Annotated in this window: 15 protein-coding genes; 6 read left to right on the forward strand and 9 right to left on the reverse strand. The window is 51.2% G+C overall.

The genetic code is table 11. The features are described 5' to 3' along the window. Positions 1-7 precede the first annotated feature (7 nt). From PLF13_01235 to PLF13_01245, 3 genes are all read right to left on the reverse strand, one after another. Positions 8-808 (reverse strand): metallophosphoesterase, encoded by an 801-nt coding sequence (locus PLF13_01235; GenBank protein ID HOP05891.1) that lies wholly within the window; start codon positions 806-808, stop codon positions 8-10. Between the two features lie 184 nt (positions 809-992). Continuing rightward, on the reverse strand, positions 993-1,847 hold the full coding sequence (locus tag PLF13_01240; GenBank protein HOP05892.1) for an MBL fold metallo-hydrolase: 855 nt from the start codon (positions 1,845-1,847) through the stop codon (positions 993-995). 85 nt (positions 1,848-1,932) lie between these two features. Beyond that, a complete protein-coding gene (locus PLF13_01245; protein ID HOP05893.1) occupies positions 1,933-2,154 on the reverse strand; it encodes a hypothetical protein in 222 nt (73 codons plus the stop codon). A gap of 193 nt (positions 2,155-2,347) precedes the next feature. Here PLF13_01245 and PLF13_01250 point away from each other — a divergent pair, with 193 nt between their 5' ends. The 3 genes from PLF13_01250 to PLF13_01260 all read left to right on the forward strand — a co-directional run bounded on the left by PLF13_01250 (position 2,348) and on the right by PLF13_01260 (position 4,398). Further along, the gene (locus tag PLF13_01250) at positions 2,348-3,280 is read left to right on the forward strand and encodes a hypothetical protein (GenBank protein ID HOP05894.1); all 933 of its coding nucleotides are present in this window, start codon (positions 2,348-2,350) and stop codon (positions 3,278-3,280) included. Between the two features lie 92 nt (positions 3,281-3,372). Then, on the forward strand, positions 3,373-3,801 hold the full coding sequence (locus tag PLF13_01255) for an FKBP-type peptidyl-prolyl cis-trans isomerase (GenBank protein ID HOP05895.1): 429 nt from the start codon (positions 3,373-3,375) through the stop codon (positions 3,799-3,801). Between the two features lie 144 nt (positions 3,802-3,945). Next, positions 3,946-4,398 carry a ferritin family protein gene (locus PLF13_01260; GenBank protein ID HOP05896.1) on the forward strand — a complete coding sequence of 151 codons (453 nt, stop codon included), beginning with the start codon at positions 3,946-3,948 and terminating at the stop codon, positions 4,396-4,398. Between the two features lie 69 nt (positions 4,399-4,467). On the opposite strand, the gene PLF13_01265 is transcribed toward PLF13_01260, so the two are convergent. The 5 genes from PLF13_01265 to PLF13_01285 form a co-directional block, all read right to left on the reverse strand. After that, positions 4,468-5,886 (reverse strand): O-antigen ligase family protein, encoded by a 1,419-nt coding sequence (locus PLF13_01265; GenBank protein ID HOP05897.1) that lies wholly within the window; start codon positions 5,884-5,886, stop codon positions 4,468-4,470. Positions 5,887-5,971: 85 nt separating this feature from the next. Next, positions 5,972-8,284, reverse strand: a complete 2,313-nt coding sequence (locus PLF13_01270; protein HOP05898.1) for a DUF5686 family protein — start codon at positions 8,282-8,284, stop codon at positions 5,972-5,974. A 271-nt stretch (positions 8,285-8,555) separates the two neighbouring features. Continuing rightward, positions 8,556-11,072 (reverse strand): hypothetical protein, encoded by a 2,517-nt coding sequence (locus tag PLF13_01275; protein HOP05899.1) that lies wholly within the window; start codon positions 11,070-11,072, stop codon positions 8,556-8,558. Positions 11,073-11,166: 94 nt separating this feature from the next. Beyond that, entirely contained in the window at positions 11,167-13,599 is a 2,433-nt protein-coding gene (locus tag PLF13_01280; GenBank protein HOP05900.1) for a hypothetical protein, read from the reverse strand. A 128-nt stretch (positions 13,600-13,727) separates the two neighbouring features. Further along, on the reverse strand, positions 13,728-14,207 hold the full coding sequence (locus PLF13_01285) for a hypothetical protein (protein ID HOP05901.1): 480 nt from the start codon (positions 14,205-14,207) through the stop codon (positions 13,728-13,730). A gap of 418 nt (positions 14,208-14,625) precedes the next feature. Here PLF13_01285 and PLF13_01290 point away from each other — a divergent pair, with 418 nt between their 5' ends. Then, a complete protein-coding gene (locus PLF13_01290) occupies positions 14,626-17,844 on the forward strand; it encodes a tetratricopeptide repeat protein (protein HOP05902.1) in 3,219 nt (1,072 codons plus the stop codon). Between the two features lie 14 nt (positions 17,845-17,858). On the opposite strand, the gene PLF13_01295 is transcribed toward PLF13_01290, so the two are convergent. Next, entirely contained in the window at positions 17,859-19,088 is a 1,230-nt protein-coding gene (locus tag PLF13_01295; GenBank protein ID HOP05903.1) for a sodium:proton antiporter, read from the reverse strand. Between the two features lie 574 nt (positions 19,089-19,662). On the opposite strand from PLF13_01295, the gene PLF13_01300 reads away from it, so the two are divergent. Further along, positions 19,663-20,175, forward strand: coding sequence for a hypothetical protein (locus PLF13_01300; protein ID HOP05904.1), 513 nt, complete (start codon positions 19,663-19,665; stop codon positions 20,173-20,175). 12 nt (positions 20,176-20,187) lie between these two features. Continuing rightward, entirely contained in the window at positions 20,188-20,952 is a 765-nt protein-coding gene (locus PLF13_01305) for a 2-phosphosulfolactate phosphatase (protein HOP05905.1), read from the forward strand. Positions 20,953-21,058: the final 106 nt, after the last annotated feature.

Consider the following 21,058-nt stretch of genomic DNA (forward strand, 5'->3'; position numbering starts at 1 on the left):
CTATGAGTTATATCCAGGGCCAATCGGTCGGTTGTTGAATTTCGGGGCGACCGTAAGTTGCTCCTCCGACGCGGACCTCGAGATTGGGAACCGGCTCGTATCGACATTGCCCGTGGGTGTGTCCACACAGTACTGTCATCCGTTTGTCGGGATACCGGTCCATGTGGTCGACGAGTACTTCTCCCACCCGCTTGCAGGCATAAAACGGCAGCCACATGCGATCGGTTGGTTTACCTCGAAAAAGGCTTGCCTCCTCGAATGGCGGCACATGGGTAACGACAATCACATGCTGCGACTGATTCAGCGCCTCGGGTAAAATCCGGTTGAAATGATCAGCTGCTTCCTGCGTGAACGCCTGCATATTCCGCAGTCGCTCTGACAGATCCACGTTCAGGTCCCCGATGAGTACATGATCGGCGAGTTGAACCTCGGAGTGTTCATAGTCACCGAAACGGCCGTCGGCCCAGGAGCTATGACCGATAAGCGATGTGGTTTCATCGAGCATGATCACTTCGCTTCGGTCCAGCCAGTGCAGGTTCCGGGAACGGGCGACAATCTCAATGGTTTGCATTTTTACTGTAGCGAAAGCCCCGTGGAAAAAGTCGTGGTTTCCGAGAACAAAATAGATCGGCACGTTAAAGGTCTTGTCGATCTGAGCGAAGTACTCATTGTCTCGCTCGGCGGTGCCGATATCACCGCTGATCAGAACCGCTTGCGGCCGGTACCCCGCGACCATGCTGAGAAAATCATGGATACTCTCGTTGTCGAGGTGGTCAAAGTGAATGTCCGTAAGCCAACAAAGTCTCATAGCGTCCCGAGAAACATGAGTCGTTCATAAAGTAACGGTCTAATCAGGCCCGAAGTTACGATAATACAACAGCGGTAGGGCTTAAACCAGAAGTGTTTTAATTGATCGCTATTGGATAAAGGCTGAACTCCGACTCAGCGGGATCGGGCCTCAGATTATAGATTGCCCACACATTGACATCACCTTACTCGATCGTCCAGGTCTGGAGTTGGTGCTCCGGCAGGAGAACGCGGTCTGCTACCAGAGTCTGGCTCTCGGGATGCCCCTTGGGAGGTCTCCGGGGGGCAAGATGCATCATGGCAACGGTTCGCGGTCGGATGAGATCGTGAATGAGCTTCTGGACGAAGGTCATACGCGGGCGTTCGTCCCACCAGTCGACCATGGCGAGGTCAATCGGTTCCTGGCCGAAACCGTACCTGGTGTAGCGTTCGTAGTCGTTGATGTCGGCATCGCCGCTGTGATAGACGGTTCGGCCTTCGAACTGAATGACATATTCGAGGTGGTCGACGTTGGCATGGACGTTATAGGTCTCACCGGTCAACGAGTCCAACTCCTGCGAGGCAGAATGTTTCGAGGGAAGCGCTCGCACCAGAATCCCGTCGAACGTCAACTCGATGATCGAATCGGCGCGGGCCGGGACAATGTGAACACGGTCGTCAATCTGCTCGTACGAGGGAAGTAGCTCGAGACTATCTTCAGCCTGTGGCGGGCCGACAAACTGCGCATGGCGATTGTGCAACATGTTCTCGACCGTCAGGGCGGCGTCGAAATGGTCGGAGTGCACATGAGTGATGAGGATCAAATCCAGGTCATCGAATGGGGGCGCTGCCTCACGGATCAACGCCACCACCGAGTCGCTGGGCATGGCGTAGTAGATGCTTTGCTTCGATGTAAGGAGACCGTCGATAACGATCTTACTCTCCCCCGCCTCCAGAATGAAGCCACAGTTGGAAACGAAAGTTAGCTGAAGCGGTGACTTGGCGTTATTGCTGCAGGAAATGATTAGTAGTGTCACGAGAAGAATCGGAAAGCGACGCATCAAACTTACCTGAATTATAATAATTGCTAAGTCTTTAGCATTAAAGACGTCATTATCCAGGAAATGTTCAATTGATGACAACCATTCAAGAATACAGTCCGATCAGAAAAAGCGTCACCGCCAGAACGGCAAGGATAATCCGTACCACTGGAATCAGCACGGTGCGATTTCGGTCGTGCCAGGCGGCCAAACCACGCAGGCCAATTGCGTTCAGGACGCCAATCCGAAGCGACATCATCTGCGGTACGATCGGCACTAATGCGAGCACGATGATCGACACAATGATAAGCAAGGCGGCCTGAGACATAACAACCTCCTTGTGAGAGTGTTTCCGTAATTACAGCCGATTCAACGGAATATTCAATAGAAAAGAAACCATACTTCCCCAATCCTGAATAGCGTGGTGGATATTCTATCCATGTTTTAGATTTGATGAATGATAGTGCTGTTCGTCCTAAATGAGAAACCACAACTTTCTTAATGAGAAAAGGCACCGATTCATGAGAACAGCATATCTGACAGCCATCCTCTTGATAATTCTTGTTCCGTTCGCAACGGGCGAAACCGCTTATGAGAATTTCCCCGCACTCACCGGACCGTATCTGGGTCAGACACCACCGGGAGACCAGGCAGTCGAGTTCGGCGCGGGTTTCATTGTACCGCCGGAGGGTTTCCACAGTTCGGCCGTGTTTTCTCCCGACAGCCGTGAGGTCGTTTGGACCTCCATGGGTCAGGTCACCTACTACTCCCGGATGGAGGACGGCCGTTGGACCAGGCCAGTCAGGATGATCATAGACACCGTTTATGGCATCGGCGAGGCCTGTTTCTCGCCCGACGGTAGCAGGTTATACTTCCTCTACCGCAAGCCGCCGCCCGACGATCCGGTTGATCGGGAACGGATCTGGTATGTCGATCGAACCGCCTCGGGCTGGTCCGAGCCCCACCCGATCGATTCCATCGTACGGGCCCATGCGACCCATTGGCAATTTACCATGGCCGGCAACGGCAACCTCTACTTCACCTCCGAGGACGGCGACGATCTGAACAGTCGGGGTATTTTCATGGCGCCCTGGTCTGAAGACGGCTACGGCGAACCGGTTAATTTGGGAGCCGGTGTTAATACCGATGTGAGGGACTTCTCTCCCTATATCGCTCCCGATGAGAGTTATCTCCTGTTCGCCAGGAGCGTGCCGGAAGAAAACAACCGCGCCGACCTGTTCGTGAGCTTCAAAGACTCACTTGGGAACTGGACCCAAGCAATCAATCTGGGCGATGATGTGAACAGCCTTCACAACGACGTCTGTCCGATGGTTACTCCTGACGGTCGGTTTCTTATCTTCCCTCGCATTTCGGGCGAAATCAATGGATTGTTCTGGGTTTCGACCAGCGTAATTGACCGACTGAGACCGAACAGTGCCGGTGCCACCCGGTAATTACCGGAAGCCGAAAACCGCTTGCGCCGTTGCCATTCTCACCCATATTGTGCCTCGGTATAAGTTTTTTTAGCAATTATAAGGAGAATACCGTGGCTGTAGTAAAAGAGGGCGATAAGGTTCGCATCCATTATGAAGGCAAGATGGAAGACGGCACTGTGTTCGACACCACCTATGCCCGGGGACCGCTCGAGCTTCAAATCGGGGAACACAAAACGATAATGGGACTCGAGGACGGTCTGATTGGAATGGAAGTCGGAACCAGGAAAACGATCGTGGTGACTCCGATGAAAGGCTTCGGTCCCTGGACCCGCAACAACATCATGCAGATCAATAAGTCCGATATTCCGGCAACGATCAAACCGCACCTCGGCCAGCGCCTTCAAATCCCGATGGAAGGGGGTAAGGTGGCCCAGGTTACGGTAACCAAGGTTGGTGATACGCGAATCGAGGTCGACGGCAACCATCCTTTGGCGGGCAAAACGCTGACCTTCGAGGTAGAACTGATGGGGATTCTTTAGGTTCTTCACTGACTTAAAAATCCGATTGCGATTTGCCCTCGATTGATTATTTTGCAGCCCGTAGCATGAGTTGAGAATGAGCAATCCGGACTGAAAGCCCTCCGGGTGGATTTCCGGATATTATAAACCGTTTAGGAGGAAGCAATGAAGCTGGATTCAGTCGATGCCGTCCTCGATTATGCGATCGAGAAAGAGGAGGACGCCGCCCGTTTCTATACTGACCTGGCCGGCAAAATGAAACACGAACACATGAAGGCGATATTCCGCGACTTTGCCGAGGAAGAGAAGCGTCACAAGGCCAAGCTCCAGGGTGTCAAGGAAGGCAAGATCTTGATGAAATCCGAGAAGAAAGTAATGGATCTCAAGATCGGTGATCATTTGGTAGAGGTAGATCTTGATGCCGGCCTGGACTATCAGCAGGCATTAATCGTGGCAATGAAATCCGAAAAAGCCGCCTACAAGCTGTACACCGATTTAGCTTCCGCCGCCGAGGACGATGGCATTCGCAACTTGTTCCTCAGCCTGGCTCAAGAAGAGGCCAAGCACAAGCTGCGCTTCGAGATTGAATACGACGACGTCATTCTGACGGAAAACTAATACCAATAGCGATAAACAGGTATGACCGCGCTTTTACAGGCGCGGTTTTTTATTGGATGTGATTTCCGTTTAGGTAAAGGATTCAGTTGAAGAGGAACGTTTATGCCAGGCGGCCGAAAGACCGAATAGCATTGCCATGATATATCCATCCTGCCCCCAGGTCCAGGAGCGCATATAGAGAATTGTCACGGCATAGACAAATAGTCCGATAAAAAGAGCTGCCGACAACTGGATCGAGTCACGTCCCGAAGCTCTGAAAAAATCCCGATAGCTCCGACTCATGCCGCGCCAGGCCAACCACAGGAGTGAAGCACCACCGAATATACCCGTCTCCGCAAGATATTGTAAGATGACGTTGTGTGTCGACATACCGCGAATATAATACCAAACCGGATTCATGCGCACTTCGGTAATCACTTGATCAACTATACGAAAATTACCAATGCCTATTCCCATAAGCGGATGAGCTATAAATGCCTTTATTGCTGTAGTCCACAGAACAATCCGCAATGCAACCGTCCCCTCGGGATCGATCGTCAAAGAATTCACAAATTCCTTTACCCGTCCCAACGCACCCGCGAAGAGTGATTGCTGATAAATCGTGAATATCCCTATGACGGCTACTAGCGGCACCAACATTTTAACTGTGCGGACAATTCCTCTTCCCGGTCCTTCAAGACGCTCCTTTCGGATTGCAACAAATAACAGAACCGGAACAGCTATTGCCACTGCCAGCATAGGCGCCCGTGACTGAGTTGCAAATATCCCGAGACCGATGATAAAACAAGCCAAACCGGAATAAATCTTCTGTCTGGCAGAGTCAGACCAAACCATCCAGGTGGCCGCCATGGGCAATGCGGTCATTGACATTGCTTCAAAAGACAACCAGGCTATTCCCCAAATTCTTTTCTGCCCAGCGAACCTTACGAATTCAACACAGTTGATCGCTGCCAGTACCGTAACCAGACCGAGATACCAAAGCAGCACCCGTCGGGGACCAACCTGGACCGATATGCGATATCCAACCCGAAATGCCATATAGATAGTGAGTATCCGTACTGCCGGCGTGAGACTCATCGAAAAACTCCGGGCTCCCAAGATGGAGAGGTATGTAAAAAACATCAACGATAGAAGCGGAAAATCGAAACTGGTCCGGTCAATCTCGGTTTCTCCTCTAAGAAGATAGTCCAGTATTACAGCAATAAACGACACCATAAAGAGAGCATCTGAAGGCAACACTGCAAAAGGACCTACCTGAACAGCAGCATAGATTGAAATAGCGAATAAATGCAGGGCATAACTATATCTCGGATTAACGAGAAGAAACACCAACAGCAATCCCCCAATGTAAGCGCAGGCTGCCATTGGAAGAAAATCACCGACAATCAACACAAGCGGAGATAGAAGAAGCACACCCCAGAGACAATGGCGGGCATTGTCCGAAGCCGGCCAGAGCGGCACGGCAATGAGGTTACGGCTTGACGGCATGAGGTTCATGGCTCAAAGATAGTCAACCCATGTATACGAGCAAGTCCTAACCTTAGAGAAATAAATAGAAACCAGGATCAGCCGCTTAGTCACCAAACAAATCCAGATCGAAACCAATGTTGAAATCGGCAGTATTGTAGTCCGAAAGCTGCCAGGTTAACAGCATTTTCAAGCCGAGCGGAGGGATACGACCGATCGAGAAACCAACCTCGGTGTAGGCTTTGGGAGCGGTCAGCACCAGGTCATCTCCCGGCTGGACAGGATTGTTCTCAAGATCGCTCCAGAACGCTCCGGCATAAACGGAAAGTGAAAACGGCAACCGCTTGAAACCGGGAATGCCACTTTTCCGAAAAGGAACATTCCCGAAATCATGCTGCAGGGCGATCAGTCCCATCCGGCTGCCGACGAAATTGTTATAGTCGAGGGTGTTCAGATGAAGCCGGTTCGAGAACATGATATCGTTAAAATCGACCGTGAAGTATTTCTGCGGAGGAAGCGAACGATCTGAAAGACCTCCGGCCAGATAGAGCCGAGTGATTCCCAGACCTAACAGCGTGCGGGAATGCATGAAAGAGGCCTCATAGCGGACGAAATCGAAATCATTGTCGATCAAATCGGGAGAAGCATATTCGGCCTCGATCCGGGCATAAGTACGCGGGATCTGGTCGAGTCGCGCTTCTCGCCGCTTTAACTTCATAATCGGTCGGGAGTCATACTCCACGAAAGCATCAAACGACCGCAAGTGGCCATCGGCTATAACCGGATTATGTCGCGCCGGTTCATCACCGAAAACACTGTAGTCTTCAGTTTTATCAAGGCTGTATTGGCGAACATGGTTATAGCCCGCACCGAGGGTGATCGGCTTGAAAACACGCATCGAAGCACCGATCCGAAAACCTTCCTCACCAAAATAATCAAACGGGTCAGCCTCGAGCATAAGAGCCACGAAGGTCGGGTTGTAGTGCTCGGTAGTGATCAGGCTTTGTCGTCCGACTACCTGGTTGAGGTATGTTGCCCAAAAACGGACGGGATGACTTCGCCCGAACCGATTGGAAATCACGGACCGGAACTGCCATTTCTCCAAGCCAAAAGAGTACCCTCCGGTCATTGATAAATCCGTCTTTAACGGTTTGAAATAATAACCCAAAGGGAGACCGACATAAGCCCCCTCGACCCGGTTGAAACGAAACAGATCCTTGTTGATTAAAGCCGACGCCGTAAGAGCCAGTGTTGTTCGAAGGAGCGTCTTACCGATCGGTTTCGGAGCACTGGCAAGAGAGTCCTGATAACGATAACCGCGATCTTCGAGCGGAGTTAACGGTACCATTTGTCCGTCAGCCCAGGTTATGGAATCGACATCATCGGCTGTCTCGGCTACCTCGATAGCGAAATCGAACAAACCCCGAATTATCTCCGGATGAAGATCGTACTCATGCAACGCCGCTTTATAATCGAACGAAAGCTTCGGAATTCCGGGAATGGGAAGATTTAATTCACCCGATAGTCCAATCTCAATCGGCAACCAGTATTCCCCCTCGAACTCGGCAAAGACCTGCGTATAACGCACGTCGTGCACGTACGTCAACTCTACCCCTTTGGACATACCGACGTCCACCCCCACCACGGAGAAAGTGGAATCGACAATGTCAACAGTCCCGACGAAAAGCCGATCGTTGGGATTTTTGGGCTCGATTTCAATGTGGAACACCCGTCGATTATCGAACATGAGGGTGTCCAGAAGGTAATAATTATAATAATCGAGGGCATCTTCAGCGGTTGGAGAAACGATCTCGTTCGTGCCGATTTCTATGCGGTTCTCGTTGAAATTCAGGATTTCACCGACCGACAGAAGATTCCCCTCCGGACCGATGTTGGCTGTCTGTTTACGGGCGACAATCACTTCGTTGTACTTATCCGGGTACTCCCAGGTACAATCGACCTGTGACTCGGCGATTAAAATAACGTTGCAGGAGTCGTCTTTCTCGACATCGCGGAAAACAACCTTGGTGTAGGCATCACAAGAAAATTTCTGAATCCGGCGAAGAATGTCTCCCTTGCGTTTAATGGCCTCCACAATAATCTGCTGAGCCGGATCGTAGGCTTTGTCGAAAACTCTGATGCCGGAGATTTCGATCAACGAAGGCCTCAGGCTGAAATCAATCACCTGAGCGGAGTCCGTCAGAACTACCTCGGTCCGCTCCGAATAATGAGTGATATGGCTGACCTTGATGCGATAGGTTCCCTCCGGCAGGCGAAGACGGAACTCCCCCTGATCGTTGGTGGGCATGGCATAACCGGTGCCTTCAATGCGAACGGTAGCAGCCACGATCGGTTCTCCGGTTTCCAAGTCCGTAACCTGTCCGGATAAAACAGTAGCGGCGGTGCGTCCGGAAAACAACAAGAGGACCAACCACAAGATTACCGATAGCAATTTTTGCAATATATTGACCCCACGTTCCAGGTTCGTTCAGATAACCGCTTTTACGGTCTTTGCTACGGTATTGTTCCCCTTTAACTACGCCAACAAAAAAAGTAGTCCCTGCGAATCCGATGAAAAGATGGATCACATAAAACCATCCATGGAATTGGAACGATTATTCGTCGTAAAATGATGATCGTTTCGTTTTCGTGGGGAGTTGGCTATCCGAAGTCACATCGGTTATAACGATTTATTTGAGGATGACCAGTTTCCCGATCTGGGTGCCGTAATCCGACTCCACCGTCCAATAATAAAGCCCACTGACAATCGCTTGCACGTTGCGTGAAATGAGATCCCATTCCTCGACTGTACGGGTTCCGGACCATGCCGGTTCATCATGCTCGATTTGCTTGATCAGGTCACCATCGAGAGAGAAGACTTTAATTGTACAGCGGGGCGGCAGATTAGCGAAATAAATCCGTCGGGCGCGCTCGGTAGAGGTGTAGTCTCCTCGGTTTTCGAGACCCCGTTGCGCATAATTGGCATCTACTCGATACGGATTCGGATAAACGAAGGCTTTGAGGTCGGTGTAGGCATCATCACCCTGGCCAATGGCAAATACCTCGACCATGTTCAGCTCCGGATTCGATTCCAGCGGATCCAGTGATTTGGGCGGGTGGCCGAAATCGAACGCGGTCACCGACACGAACCAGGGGACGGTCGTTTGCAAGTCCTTGATAACGAATTCGTACTCGTAATATCGCAGTCGCCCTTCCTCGTCAACATCACTGGTATCCAGAACGGCATCAGGATAGAGTTTGTGGATACCATCGGGATCGGATAGATCGGACATATTGTAATCGACCGGTTCGAAATAATATAGATAGCCGTCGTATTTAAACGGATCAGTGCGAGTATAGGCGGTTGGATTAAAATCTTCACCGAAGGCCTCTCGTAATTCCACCAGTGACAGAGGCAACGAAACCAGTACGTATTTATCGCGCACTTCATCCCATTTAAGAACGTTGAAGTCTTCGGCATCCCACGACGACAGCAGGGAGACATCGGTTGCCGAAGCGGACCGTCCGATGTAAACACGGTATCCTTCGAAATCCTGCACGAAAGAGAGTGGATCGTAATAGGTCTCGGTTAAATAACCGTTCCAGCGTATAGTGATTTCACCGTCACGCGGTATCACGCGAACTTCCGGAGGCGGCGGCGCCTGAGCCCCTCTGAAATCCGGCACACCGTCACCCTCATAATAAACTTTTACAGTGTCACCGGTGAAAGACTCCTCGCGCAACACATAGCTGCCGGAATCACCGTCGAGATCAGTATCAACCCCGGGGTTGTCGTAAATCAGTTTGGCCCATCGTATATTGGTGATGAGATCGGTCCAGTCGAGCTGATCCATGAACGGCTGGGGATTAAGCGTATCGAAAGTGTAATAAAAAGCTGAGCGATTATAATGGACATCATCACCGATTGATAGAACCACCGTCAAGACTCGTCCATCACCCGGATACAGATCGAACGGTCCGAACGAAGTCAGCATTTTAGGATAAAGTCCCTTGGCATACACTCCGGCATTGTCGGGCGGCGGCAACCATCCATAACGGCTGTGGTCGACGGCCATCTCATAGGTACAATAGTCGATCTCGCTCCGGGACAACATATCATATTTGTCCTTGTCGCTTCGCGGCTGGCCCAGTTCCCCCTGGTACAGGCGAAGGGGGTGCTCCACCGAACCATATTGACGCGGCCCCCAATTCATGTCACCTTCCCAGGGATGACACCACCAGTTAAAATTGTTCCTTGACCAAAAACCGGGGGCATGAAGCGGCGCTATCGAAAAAGCAGCGGCGGTGCGAATCAAATCCCACGGCAATGAAAACGAATTGCCGTCATTATCGATGCAATAAATAGCCTGCATTAATTCGTCACCAACCTCTTCGAATTCAGACGGCCAGGAATAAATGTACCCGGCGATGTCGTCACTAGGCGGAGAGGGAACTTCGGAGCGATGGAAGTTGCAGCCGTTATACTGAATCCCGGCCCAGGCATCCAGGATCGTATCACTACCGATATTCTCGATAGCATAGTTAACGATGATAAAATCAGCCGCATAATTGGCCGACCAGGAATATGAGGTCTGTGTTACCTTCAAACCCATCGGCCGATGCCGACGACGATCATATTCATTATCCGGCACCCACCAGACACCCTCAAAGGTATCACAATAGGTTGCCTCGAACTCCATTTCAGCTTTGGCGTCTTCATCATAATATGAGGAAGTGGGGAGATTCGAGCGAACCTGCATCGCTCCGATAGGATATTCATCGGGCCAGAATTCAACCGGCAGAATCCATTGATATTGTTTCGTCTCCGAGTCCAGTGTGACACTGACGAGGGTGTCGCGACCAACTACTCCGCCGATCCACAGCGCCGCCGTATAACCGTGTTGTTTGCGACTGTAACGGGGATAATAAAAAGATGGGGCCACCTTATTATAGTCGTCGAGCCGTAGCCCATAGACATCCCCAATGATTCCGTTGCTGTGGATTACCGTCCAGAGCATACCATTACGGTGAATCCCGTAAGTAACACCGGGGTATACCGACGTCTGATTCAGAGCCGGTGCCGGATCGTATTTCATGGGTACAAGACCGGTGATTGTCTCTTCAGACTCGGCCAAAGGAATCGACCAAGCAAGAAACATCACCAAAGCCAGACATATTAAAACCCGCCCACGTCCAGACCGAGTCATTTGCGCAGTCCTTCGCAGCACTTCATACCTACATACACGACGATATTAGCCGGTGATTCTTACACCGTCAAGACAGTGGTCAGGACCCTGGATCTTATTTAAGAACGACTAACTTCCCCATTTGCGTTCCGTAGTCCGATTCCACTACCCAAATATACAAACCCGTTACAATTGCTTCGCGATTACGGCTGACCAAATCGAACCGGTGGGTTGAACCCACCCCGCTGGTCTCCAGCTCGTCGTGTTCCATCCGCTTGATTAAATCACCATCTATCGAGTAAATACTAATGGTGCACTTATTCGGCAGATTGGCAAAATATACATTACGAGCTTTATCCGGACCGGTCTCATCCAGACGGTTCTCAAAACCATCCGCATAATAGCCGTCATCGATCCGATACGGGTTGGGATAAACATACACATTCAGTCTCCCGTTGTCCAGCACCCCCTCACCCTGATTCTGAGCGAAAATCTTGATATAGGATCGCTCTATGGATGATTCCATCGGTTCCAGTGAACGTCCGGGATGACCGAAATCGAAGGCCGTTACCGCTACCCAGTAAGGTACCGTCGGTAAAAGGTTATCTATTACATATTCCCATTCGTAAAAGCGAATTCGACCCTCTTCGTCGCGGTCGGCGGTATCCAGTACTGCCTCGGGATATATTTTATGAATCTCATGGAGATTGGTTATATCGGACACATTGTAATCGATTTTCTCGAAATAATAATGTTCCCCATCATACACAAGGGGATATCCATACGAATAAGATAAAGGCTGAAGATCCTCCCCAAAAATACCTCGCAGGGAATCAACCGTATAAGCCGTGCCTATCGCCTCATAGATCTTGCGAGCATCATTCCATTTATACAGCTTGTAATCTTCCGAATCGTACGACGACAGCATCACCGCCTCTTCTTCCATATCGGACCGGGCAATATAGACACGATATCCCTCGAAATCCTTGGTAAGGGTCATCGGGTCGATAAAATTCTCGGTGTTCATCCCGTTCCAGCGAAGGGTAATTTTACCGGTCTCGGTTGAAATCCGGACATTGGGCGCCGGCGGTGCTGTGGCCCCACGGTAGTCGGGGACTCCATCCCCCTCATAGAAAATCCGCACAGTATCCTTGACCACCGGATCAAGATAATAAAAGGCTTTTCCGGAATCGCCGTCGTTGTCGGTGTCTATGCCGGGATTATCATAAACCACTTTAGCCCAGCGGACGTTGTTGACCAGGTTATCGAGCTTGAGATACTCCTCGAACGGATATGGATTGAAAACATCGAACAGCTCGTCGTAAGCTTCCTTATTGGTATGAATCCCCTCACCTATGGAAATCACGAAAGTTATGGTGTCTCCCTGATGCGGTAACAAGATGAAAGGGCCAAAAGATGTCACATATTGTGGTTCGTGGCCATAGGCAATGCGCTGAGAGGCCCGATTGGGCGGCAGCCAACCATCGTTAGAATGATTGATAGCCGACTCGATACCGTTGTAATCCAGTTCCGGCTTGGACATCAGATAGTATTTGTTGCGATCGGATAGAGGCATACCCAGCCCACCGAAAAACGATCTGAACGGGTATAAATCAGTGTCCGCCTTTCGTGGTCCCCAGTTGAAATTCGTTCCGTACTGATTGTTCCACCAGTTGAAGTTATTGCGGAAACATCCATGGGGCAGGTGTAAAGGTGCTACCCCGAAAGTATGAGTACAACTGTTAATCAAGTCCCAGTCGAATTGGACCACCTTGCCGTCCTTATCGAATACATAGGCAGCTCGGATCAGTTCATCACCCAGCTCTTCATACTCGTATGGGACGCTGTAGACATATCCCTCGAGGTCATCGGGGATAGGATAAGGCAATTCACCACGATTCCAGACTGTTCCATGATAATAAATCCCCGCCCAGCAGGAATGAATCGTGTCGTCGGACAAATTCAACAGAGCGTAATCGACAATAATAAAATCCTCAGCGTACGAAGGCGACCAGGCATAGGTTGTCTGAGTTACAGCAACATTCAGCGGGCGGTGACTACGGGCATCATAGCTGTTGTACGGGACAAAGCTCTGATATTGAAAAGTGTCCGTATAGACAATCGAAAACTGCTCCTCGGCGCTGGCATATTCATTGTAGTAATCAGAACTGGGATCGATCGATTGTACCTCGATCTGACCGAATGTTCCTTCATCGGGAAAGAACTCCATCTGGCCCAGTTCATCGATCACCGTACTGACTAGAGTATCGCGCCCGACTACCCCCCCTAGCCATAGGCCGATATAATCTCCGTAAGAAGTCCGGCTGTAACGGGGATAATAAAAAGAAGGACCGATTTTGTTCAGGTAAGGAAGCGGATAGCTGTTGATATTGCCTATGACGCCGTTGTTGTTTACAACCGTCCAGAGCTTGCCGACCATGTGCGTTTCATGATCCCAATCGGGACGACGATCAAATTGACTAAACGCTACGGCCGCCATGCTGCCCCAGAGCAGCATAAGAAGAATAGCAAAGCGAAATTTCTTCAAAGCAGTCCTATCGTATTCTCCCGGCAAGCCCACAACTGCCGGCCAATATACCAAGAAACGGCCAAGCCGCAAAGCCAATAGTGCCAAACGTCCATGAATCTCCCCGACAAGTTTGTATCATAGATATGTTACCGGCAGGCCGCCGGGGCCGCTCCGGAGAAGAACATAAAGTCAACCAGTTTGACGATATCGGATATATCTGCTATTCCCCCGGGATCACCGTTGATATTGGCCTCAGCATAACAGACCGGCGGGGCTCCCGCGGCAAAAAGCCATTCCACAAATCCGACCAAATCCGCGATATCAGGGACATCACTACCGGAGCCGTCAAAATCCCCTGTCTGGCCGATACAACAGGTACTGGGACCAAACGACTGAATAAAACCACCATTGACCAGCATAACGTCCGAGCCGAATTGACCGGCAATCGGTTGTCCCACACTGAATTCCATCCCTAAACCAGTTCCGATAGCGTAACCGCCACCGGATGACAGAACGGTCCACGTATCAGAGGCTTGAATCATACCAGCCGCTAGAAAAGTCAGAATAAAACTAAGGATCTGATTGTAGAGAGAGTTCTCGAAAATGTTTGAAAGGGTCTGTCTCATAACCGTAATTCACAGTCGTACACCAATATAGCACAATCCGCCAAACACGCAACCGGGAATTGATAGACTCCGGCAATACCATTGCAGGACATGATCAGTCATATATCCCCGCTGGTTCGGATACTGGATAGTGATTCTATCGTTTCACCTTCATCTATTGCTCGCCTGACATCTTAAAAGAACGCCACATATAAAATCATCCGATCCGGCGTTTGATAAAACACGACTGTAGCCATAGCAGCTCAATACCGTCGGACCGAATTCGTCTACGTTGTTCGCATTGCTTCCCGCCTGTCACACGGCCCTGTCTGTGTAGATTTTGCACAGATTGCCGATAATGTGAAGAGGAAATAATAACCGGCAGTTGTCATCGTTTCGCATCGCATCGCTGCCGTCTGAACCAGGCAATAGGATCGCTATGAATCGCGCTCAACGCAGAAACAACAAGAAATCCCTATCACAAACCAGTGCCGTCCATCCGGCAGCTCTGAGCGGCATGCTCAACGACGCCATTGAATACCATCGATCCGGCGACTTGAAACGAGCAGTCCCTCTTTACAATGAAGTCCTCATCGCTCAACCGAACAACCATATCGCCCTGCACATGCTCAGCCTGATGGCTTACCAGATAGGCAATCACGATCTGGCGTTAAACTATGTCAATCGCGCCCTTGACTTCGATCCGGACAACGCGGCCTACCACAACACCCGTTCGGCGGTCTTGCTTGCCCTGGACCGTATAGAAGAAGCGTTGGCCTCCTGTCGCGAGGCGGTGCACCATGACCCGGCCCTTGCCGAAGCCCATTACAATCTCGGTAATTTGCTGGCACAGCGAGGTAAAGTAGTCGAAGCTACGGCCTGTTTTCAAACCGCCGCCGATTTGCGACCGGCCTATGAAGCAGCCTGGTTTCGCCTCGGGCAGCTTCGATTGGAACAGAACCAACTCGAACCGGCCCTGGAAGCTTTTCGTTCTCCGCTTACTCTTAATCCGGATAATACCAATGCCCTCAACAACGCCGGCAACATTCTGATACGACTTGGTCGCATGGAGGAGGCTCTCGAATCGTATCGCAAGGCTATCGGTGCTTCGCCCGATCAACCTGAAGCACATTACAATATCGGCTTCGTGCTGCATCGGCGCGGTGATCTCGATGCTGCCGAAGACGCTTATCGACGGGCTCTCAAAGCAGACCCGGATTTCATCCCGGCTCTCAACAACTTGTCGGAATTACTCATCGAGCGTGGTGACGTTGCTAATGCCGTAAGTTTGCTGGAGGAGTCAGCCACGAAATTCCCCGACCATGCCGCGTTGAATTTCAATCTGGCACGCGCTCTTAGAGCGACCGATCAGAACGAGCGTGCCGAACAGGTTTGCCGTGGAATTTTACGGCTCCATCCGGATCATGAATCCACCCTGCACCTGTTGAACACAATCAACGGTTACACCCCGGAACAAGTCCCGGCCGGTTACATCCGCGAGTTATTCGACAACTACGCCGAATGTTACGAGCATCGTTTCGTTACCGAGCTCGCTTACAACGGTCCGGAAGAATTACGACATGACATGGAAACCCAAACCAGCCCGGAGTATCGGTTCCACCGAGTGCTCGATTTGGGCTGCGGCAGCGGGCTGGTTGGTACGGCTTTCCGAATCGTATCCGATCACATCGACGGCGTAGATTTGTCGCCGCGTATGGTTGAAACGGCTCGACGCAAAAATGTCTATACCTCCGTAATCGAAGATGACCTTATCGCCTATCTCGCCTCTACCGACAATCGATACGATCTTTTCATAGCTGCCGATGTCCTGATTTACCTTGGGAATCTCGATCGGCTTTTCGCTCAGATTGCCGATCATGCCGACGGCGAAGCGTGGTTCACTTTCACGGTGGAGAGTTGGGACGGCGATGGTTTCAAGCTGCAACCTTCAGGGCATATCGCACACAGCGACTCCTATATCGGCAACCTCGCGGAGCGGCACGGTTTCGCGATATTGTCCAATCGCCGGATTAATCTTCGGAAAGAAGCGAACAACTGGATTATCGGCCAGGCATACGTCCTTAGGTTGAGAAAAGGCTCACCGGAAAACTCGATGATATCCGGTCAGAACACCACCGTACTGTCTTCGTCAACCGCAATTCATGATACGAAGGAACTGCTCAGCGAGGCGGTGGCTTGTCATCGAAACGGCAATCTGGATCGAGCTCGAGAATTGTACGACCACATTATCGAGCAAACTCCCAATTGCTCTGACGCCTGGCATCTTCTGGGAGTCACATCACTCCAGAGCGGTGATCCTCAAGCGGCAGTGGGAGCAATCGACCAGGCAATTGCCATCAATCCGGATCGTCCTGAATTCCATGTCAACCTCGGTACGGCCCTGCAAGCTGTGGGACAGAATGATTCGGCCGAGGCGGCTTATTGGCAGGCGATTCGACTCAGTCCCAATTATGCCAATGCCCATTACAACCTTGCCAATCTGTTAAGAAACAGTCAACGACCGGAAGAGGCGATAGAGCTCTATCGTCGGGCTATCGCCGTGTGTCCGGATTTCCATGAAGCGTATTGTAACCTCGGCATTCTCCAATTTGATATGGAACGAATCGATGAGGCTATAGCATCGACCCAAAAGGCCATTCACCTCCAACCGAACCTGACCAAGGCTCATTGCAACCTGGGCAATTGTTATCTGGCTCTTGGTGAAAACAACCTGGCTCGAGCAGCCTTCGAACGGGCTTTGAGCATCGATCCCGATAATTGCGTTGCCCTTATCAATCTCTCTCAGGTGTTGCTAAAACTCCACGAATTCGAGCACTCACGCACCTGCATAAAAAAAGCAATTACCATCGAACCTCAACAGGCTCGGCACCACCGTTTACTTGGCAATACCTACATCCAGGAAGGACACCCGGATAAGGCTATTGCTCATTACCAACAAGCGGTTACGATGGATCCCGATAATGGCTTCGGTCGTCACATCCTGAACGCTCTTACGGGTAAGAACAGCGCTACCGCACCTGAAGACTATGTCCGTGAACTGTTCGACTCCTTCGCCTATGGTTTCGAGAAGCAACTCGTAGGTCGCTTGCGATATACCGTCCCGGAACAGCTCCGGCACCTTATCGATCAAACCGCCCCCGATCATCACTATAAAACAGCCCTCGATCTTGGCTGCGGCACCGGGCTTATGGGAGAGCGGCTCTCCGACTTAGTGGAACGGCTTGTCGGGATTGATTTATCCGAAAAAATGATTCGGCAATGTCAAAGCAAACATCTCTATCATGAGCTTCTGACCGGCAACATCGATACCGTCAACGACCGGTTGTCGGAGAAATTCGACCTGATCGTCGCCGCCGATGTGCTGGTCTACCTTGGCGATTTGCGCCCGCTGTTTGAGTCGATCGCCGCCGTTGCCCGGCCGGGTGCGATCTTCGCTTTCTCTACTGAGAAGCTGGAGTCAACCGATGATGATTTTCATCTTCGTTCATCGGGTCGCTTCGCTCATAGTCGCCAATACATCCGCAAGTTGACCGATGATTTCGGACTGTCGGAGTTGGATTGTCTTGAAACAACCGTCCGGCTGGAGGCCGGTAGAGAACTTGCCGGGGATCTTTTCGTACTGGCTTTTCCCGGTTGAAATAGACGCAGCTTTTAACTGATCGATTGCACGTAGGGTTTGATGGTCAATCCTTGCACCAGGATCGAGAACACCACCACCACATACGTGATCGATACGATCAAATCCCGCTCGGGACCGGCGGCCAGTGAAAGCGCCAGGGCAATGGAGATGCCGCCGCGAAGACCTCCCCAGGTAAGAATGCCGACCGCTCGCTCGGTGAACTGACGTCTGAAACGTAACAGGCTGACCGACAACCAGACGGAAATGAGCCGAGCTGCGAGTACGACCGGGATGGCCAGCAGACCGGCCCAGAAATAACTCATGGTAAAATGCAGAATGAGTATCTCAAGTCCTATCCAGATGAAAAGCACGGCGTTGAGAGTTTCATCGACCAGTTCCCAGAATTTATCCAAATGGTCGCGGGTGGTTTCGGACATGGCCAGATGGCGCCCGTAGTTTCCTATCAGTAAACCGGCCACGACAATCGCAATAGGTCCCGATAAATCCATCACGGTGGCCAGCGAATATCCGCCGCAAACCAGAGCCAAAGTGATCAACACTTCAACCGCATAATCATCGATACTTTTCAACAGGTGAAAAGCGATCCATCCGATCAGAATCCCGAATAAAACACCGCCGACCGCTTCATGCAGAAAAAGCATCACCACCGACCCGACCGTCACCGTCTCGGTCGAGGCGGCAATCGCCAGCATGACCATGAATACCACCACGCCGACACCGTCGTTGAAAAGCGATTCACCGGCGATCTTTACCTCAAGCGATTTTGGCGCATGGACCGATTTGAGAATCGACAGTACCGCCACCGGATCGGTTGGTGCGATCAATGCTCCAAAAACCAAACACCAGGCAAACGGCAACTCCAGCCCCATCGGCATGAGTGCGAAATGCAGCACCACTCCAACCAGGAGAGTGGTGATAACCACACCGCCGGTAGCCAGAATCGAAACCACGAATTTCTGTTGAAGAAGATCCCCCAGGTCGATCTTGATGGCCCCGGCGAACAGCAGAAAACTCAGCATCCCTTTCATGAGCGCTTCGCTGAAGTCGATGCTGCCCATGACGTTTTCGACCCAGCCGCCGATATCCAGACCGAGCTTATCGAGTCCGATCACTGCTAGTGACATGATCAGCCCGATAGTCATGAGACCAACCGTGCCGGGTAATCGGATGTAGCGATGATTCACCCATGATGCCAGCGCTGCAACCGTCACGAAAATAGATATGATGGAAAATACCGACATACGATTTCAACTCCAAGTTACGGCCTGCAAGAAATCGACATCAGCTCGCAGCCTCAACAACAAACTGCCCCAAACAGCAGAGGCCCGCCTGAACAGCGAGCCTCTGCTCCAACTCACTCTGAAGTGATCGATGGAGTCGAACATCCCCGTGTAAAGAGAATTCCTGGAATGTTTTTGCCGTGCTTGGGTGAGCCGGCTAAGCTTAAGTCCCGTCAGCGTTTATTATTCGCTTGCATTTCCACTGCTGACTGAACCTGGTTTAGTCCTAAAGCTCTTCTCCTCCATGTTGTAGATTCCTGATCAGGTTGGCATGGCACGGTTGCAGATCACCACAACGTACCCACTGATTATTAGAGCAATGAATGTATCAGTAAAATACTGCCATTTATATAGCCATTTTCGATGGACTGATCGTTTATAAATGCAATGACCTCGAACTGATAACTCCCTTCATTTTACGCGCTCTCGATTTTCTTGACAAAACTGCCGCTCCCGGTCTATCTTTCGGGCAGCACTACGAGGAATATCAACAACGCCCGGTTATACCAGCGGCGCCGATACGGGAGAAAGCAGTATGACCTACAATGAACTGGCCGATCTCGTGTTTGACGGCCTTCAGCCGGTTCTGGCGGAACATGTCGGGGTACAGCTTTATGCCATGGAACGGGAGAAATTCGACGGTTGGTTACATGTCGAACTATGTCGTATTATGGTCCAGCACGGACTTCACCCCGAACCAACCGACAAGCTGGTCGATCTGGTTTTCGGCAAATGGGCGCTCGATGTGCGCACGATCAACACCAACATCCCCCACGATGGCTGCCGCGCCAAGGGTCGCCCGATTAAAAAAGAGATCGACGACTTGATTAAGGATATCTGGAAACTGACCAATCCCGGCAAAGCGTTGGCTGCGCCACATCGTGGAGTCCTTCTTCTGGCGTTCCCGACCACCCATGAAAACGAGCGCTGGCAATCGGTTCACCTGAGCCAGATACGCAGCGAGTTGACACAACTGCTCTATCGCGAGTTCGAGTTCAAGGGCAACATTCCGGGCGTGCTATATCTCGGCCTCTGCTCCGAGAATTGATCAAGTCATCCCATGAATTTCGCCGATCAATCAGGATTTGACGTTCGCTTCGAATGGGGTCTCCCCGGCCTGGAGCAGATGTTGCCTCACGTCGCGATCGTTGTGATTGTCGATGTTCTCTCCTTCAGTACCGCCGTTGAGGCGGCTGTCGCACGGGGAGCCGAAGTTCTTCCGTTCGATCGATGCGGAGATGAAGCAGCCGGTTATGCCGAGACCAATAACGCCTTTCTCGCCGTTTCCCGAAAGAAACGAAACGCTTCTCACAACTTCAGCCTCTCCCCGGTTTCATTGACCAAACTCAATAAAGACGACCGGCTCGTACTTCCATCTCCCAACGGAGCCACTCTCTCGTTCAAGGCGGCTGAGTCGGGAATTACGATCGTGGCCGGTTGTCTTCGCAACGCGCGGGCGGTGGCGGAGTTCTGCCGGTCGCAGAAAGGACCCATAGCCATTATTGCCGCCGGTGAAAAGCGCGACGGTTATGGAGGTCCATTACGTCCGGCGGCCGAGGATTTGATCGGCTCAGGAGCGATAATTAACCGGATGGGAACACTGACGTTGTCGCCCGAGGCCGAGGTTGCCCGAGGCGCATATCGATATCTCTGCAATGACTTGTCCGGCGCTTTCATTAATTGTGCTTCCGGCAGGGAGTTGATTGAAATCGGATTCGAGAGCGACGTGCTTTTTGCCGCCGAGATTGATGTCTCCTCAACCGTACCGGTGCTCGTTGACAGACGCTTTCGGGTGGTCGGGACCGACGGCGAGGCGGCCAATTAATGCTTGTTTTTTCGGTTAACTTAGCCTATGTTCGCCCCGTAATCGGAAACAAGCTTATAGCTTAAGTCCCTGAGACTGATAAGGCGAATACAAGCCTCAAGGCGCC

This window comes from Candidatus Zixiibacteriota bacterium (assembly GCA_035380245.1).
Taxonomy (GTDB): domain Bacteria; phylum Zixibacteria; class MSB-5A5; order GN15; family FEB-12; genus DAOSXA01.

Excerpts from the sequence above, each read along its gene's own strand:
- PLF13_01235 (HOP05891.1), bottom strand. The coding sequence starts at position 808 with ATGAGACTTTGTTGGCTTACGGACATTCACTTTGACCACCTCGACAAC.
- PLF13_01240 (HOP05892.1), bottom strand. The coding sequence starts at position 1,847 with ATGCGTCGCTTTCCGATTCTTCTCGTGACACTACTAATCATTTCCTGC.
- PLF13_01245 (HOP05893.1), bottom strand. The coding sequence starts at position 2,154 with ATGTCTCAGGCCGCCTTGCTTATCATTGTGTCGATCATCGTGCTCGCA.
- PLF13_01250 (HOP05894.1), top strand. The coding sequence starts at position 2,348 with ATGAGAACAGCATATCTGACAGCCATCCTCTTGATAATTCTTGTTCCG.
- PLF13_01260 (HOP05896.1), top strand. The coding sequence starts at position 3,946 with ATGAAGCTGGATTCAGTCGATGCCGTCCTCGATTATGCGATCGAGAAA.
- PLF13_01265 (HOP05897.1), bottom strand. The coding sequence starts at position 5,886 with ATGCCGTCAAGCCGTAACCTCATTGCCGTGCCGCTCTGGCCGGCTTCG.
- PLF13_01275 (HOP05899.1), bottom strand. The coding sequence starts at position 11,072 with ATGACTCGGTCTGGACGTGGGCGGGTTTTAATATGTCTGGCTTTGGTG.
- PLF13_01285 (HOP05901.1), bottom strand. The coding sequence starts at position 14,207 with ATGAGACAGACCCTTTCAAACATTTTCGAGAACTCTCTCTACAATCAG.
- PLF13_01290 (HOP05902.1), top strand. The coding sequence starts at position 14,626 with ATGAATCGCGCTCAACGCAGAAACAACAAGAAATCCCTATCACAAACC.
- PLF13_01295 (HOP05903.1), bottom strand. The coding sequence starts at position 19,088 with ATGTCGGTATTTTCCATCATATCTATTTTCGTGACGGTTGCAGCGCTG.
- PLF13_01300 (HOP05904.1), top strand. The coding sequence starts at position 19,663 with ATGACCTACAATGAACTGGCCGATCTCGTGTTTGACGGCCTTCAGCCG.
- PLF13_01305 (HOP05905.1), top strand. The coding sequence starts at position 20,188 with ATGAATTTCGCCGATCAATCAGGATTTGACGTTCGCTTCGAATGGGGT.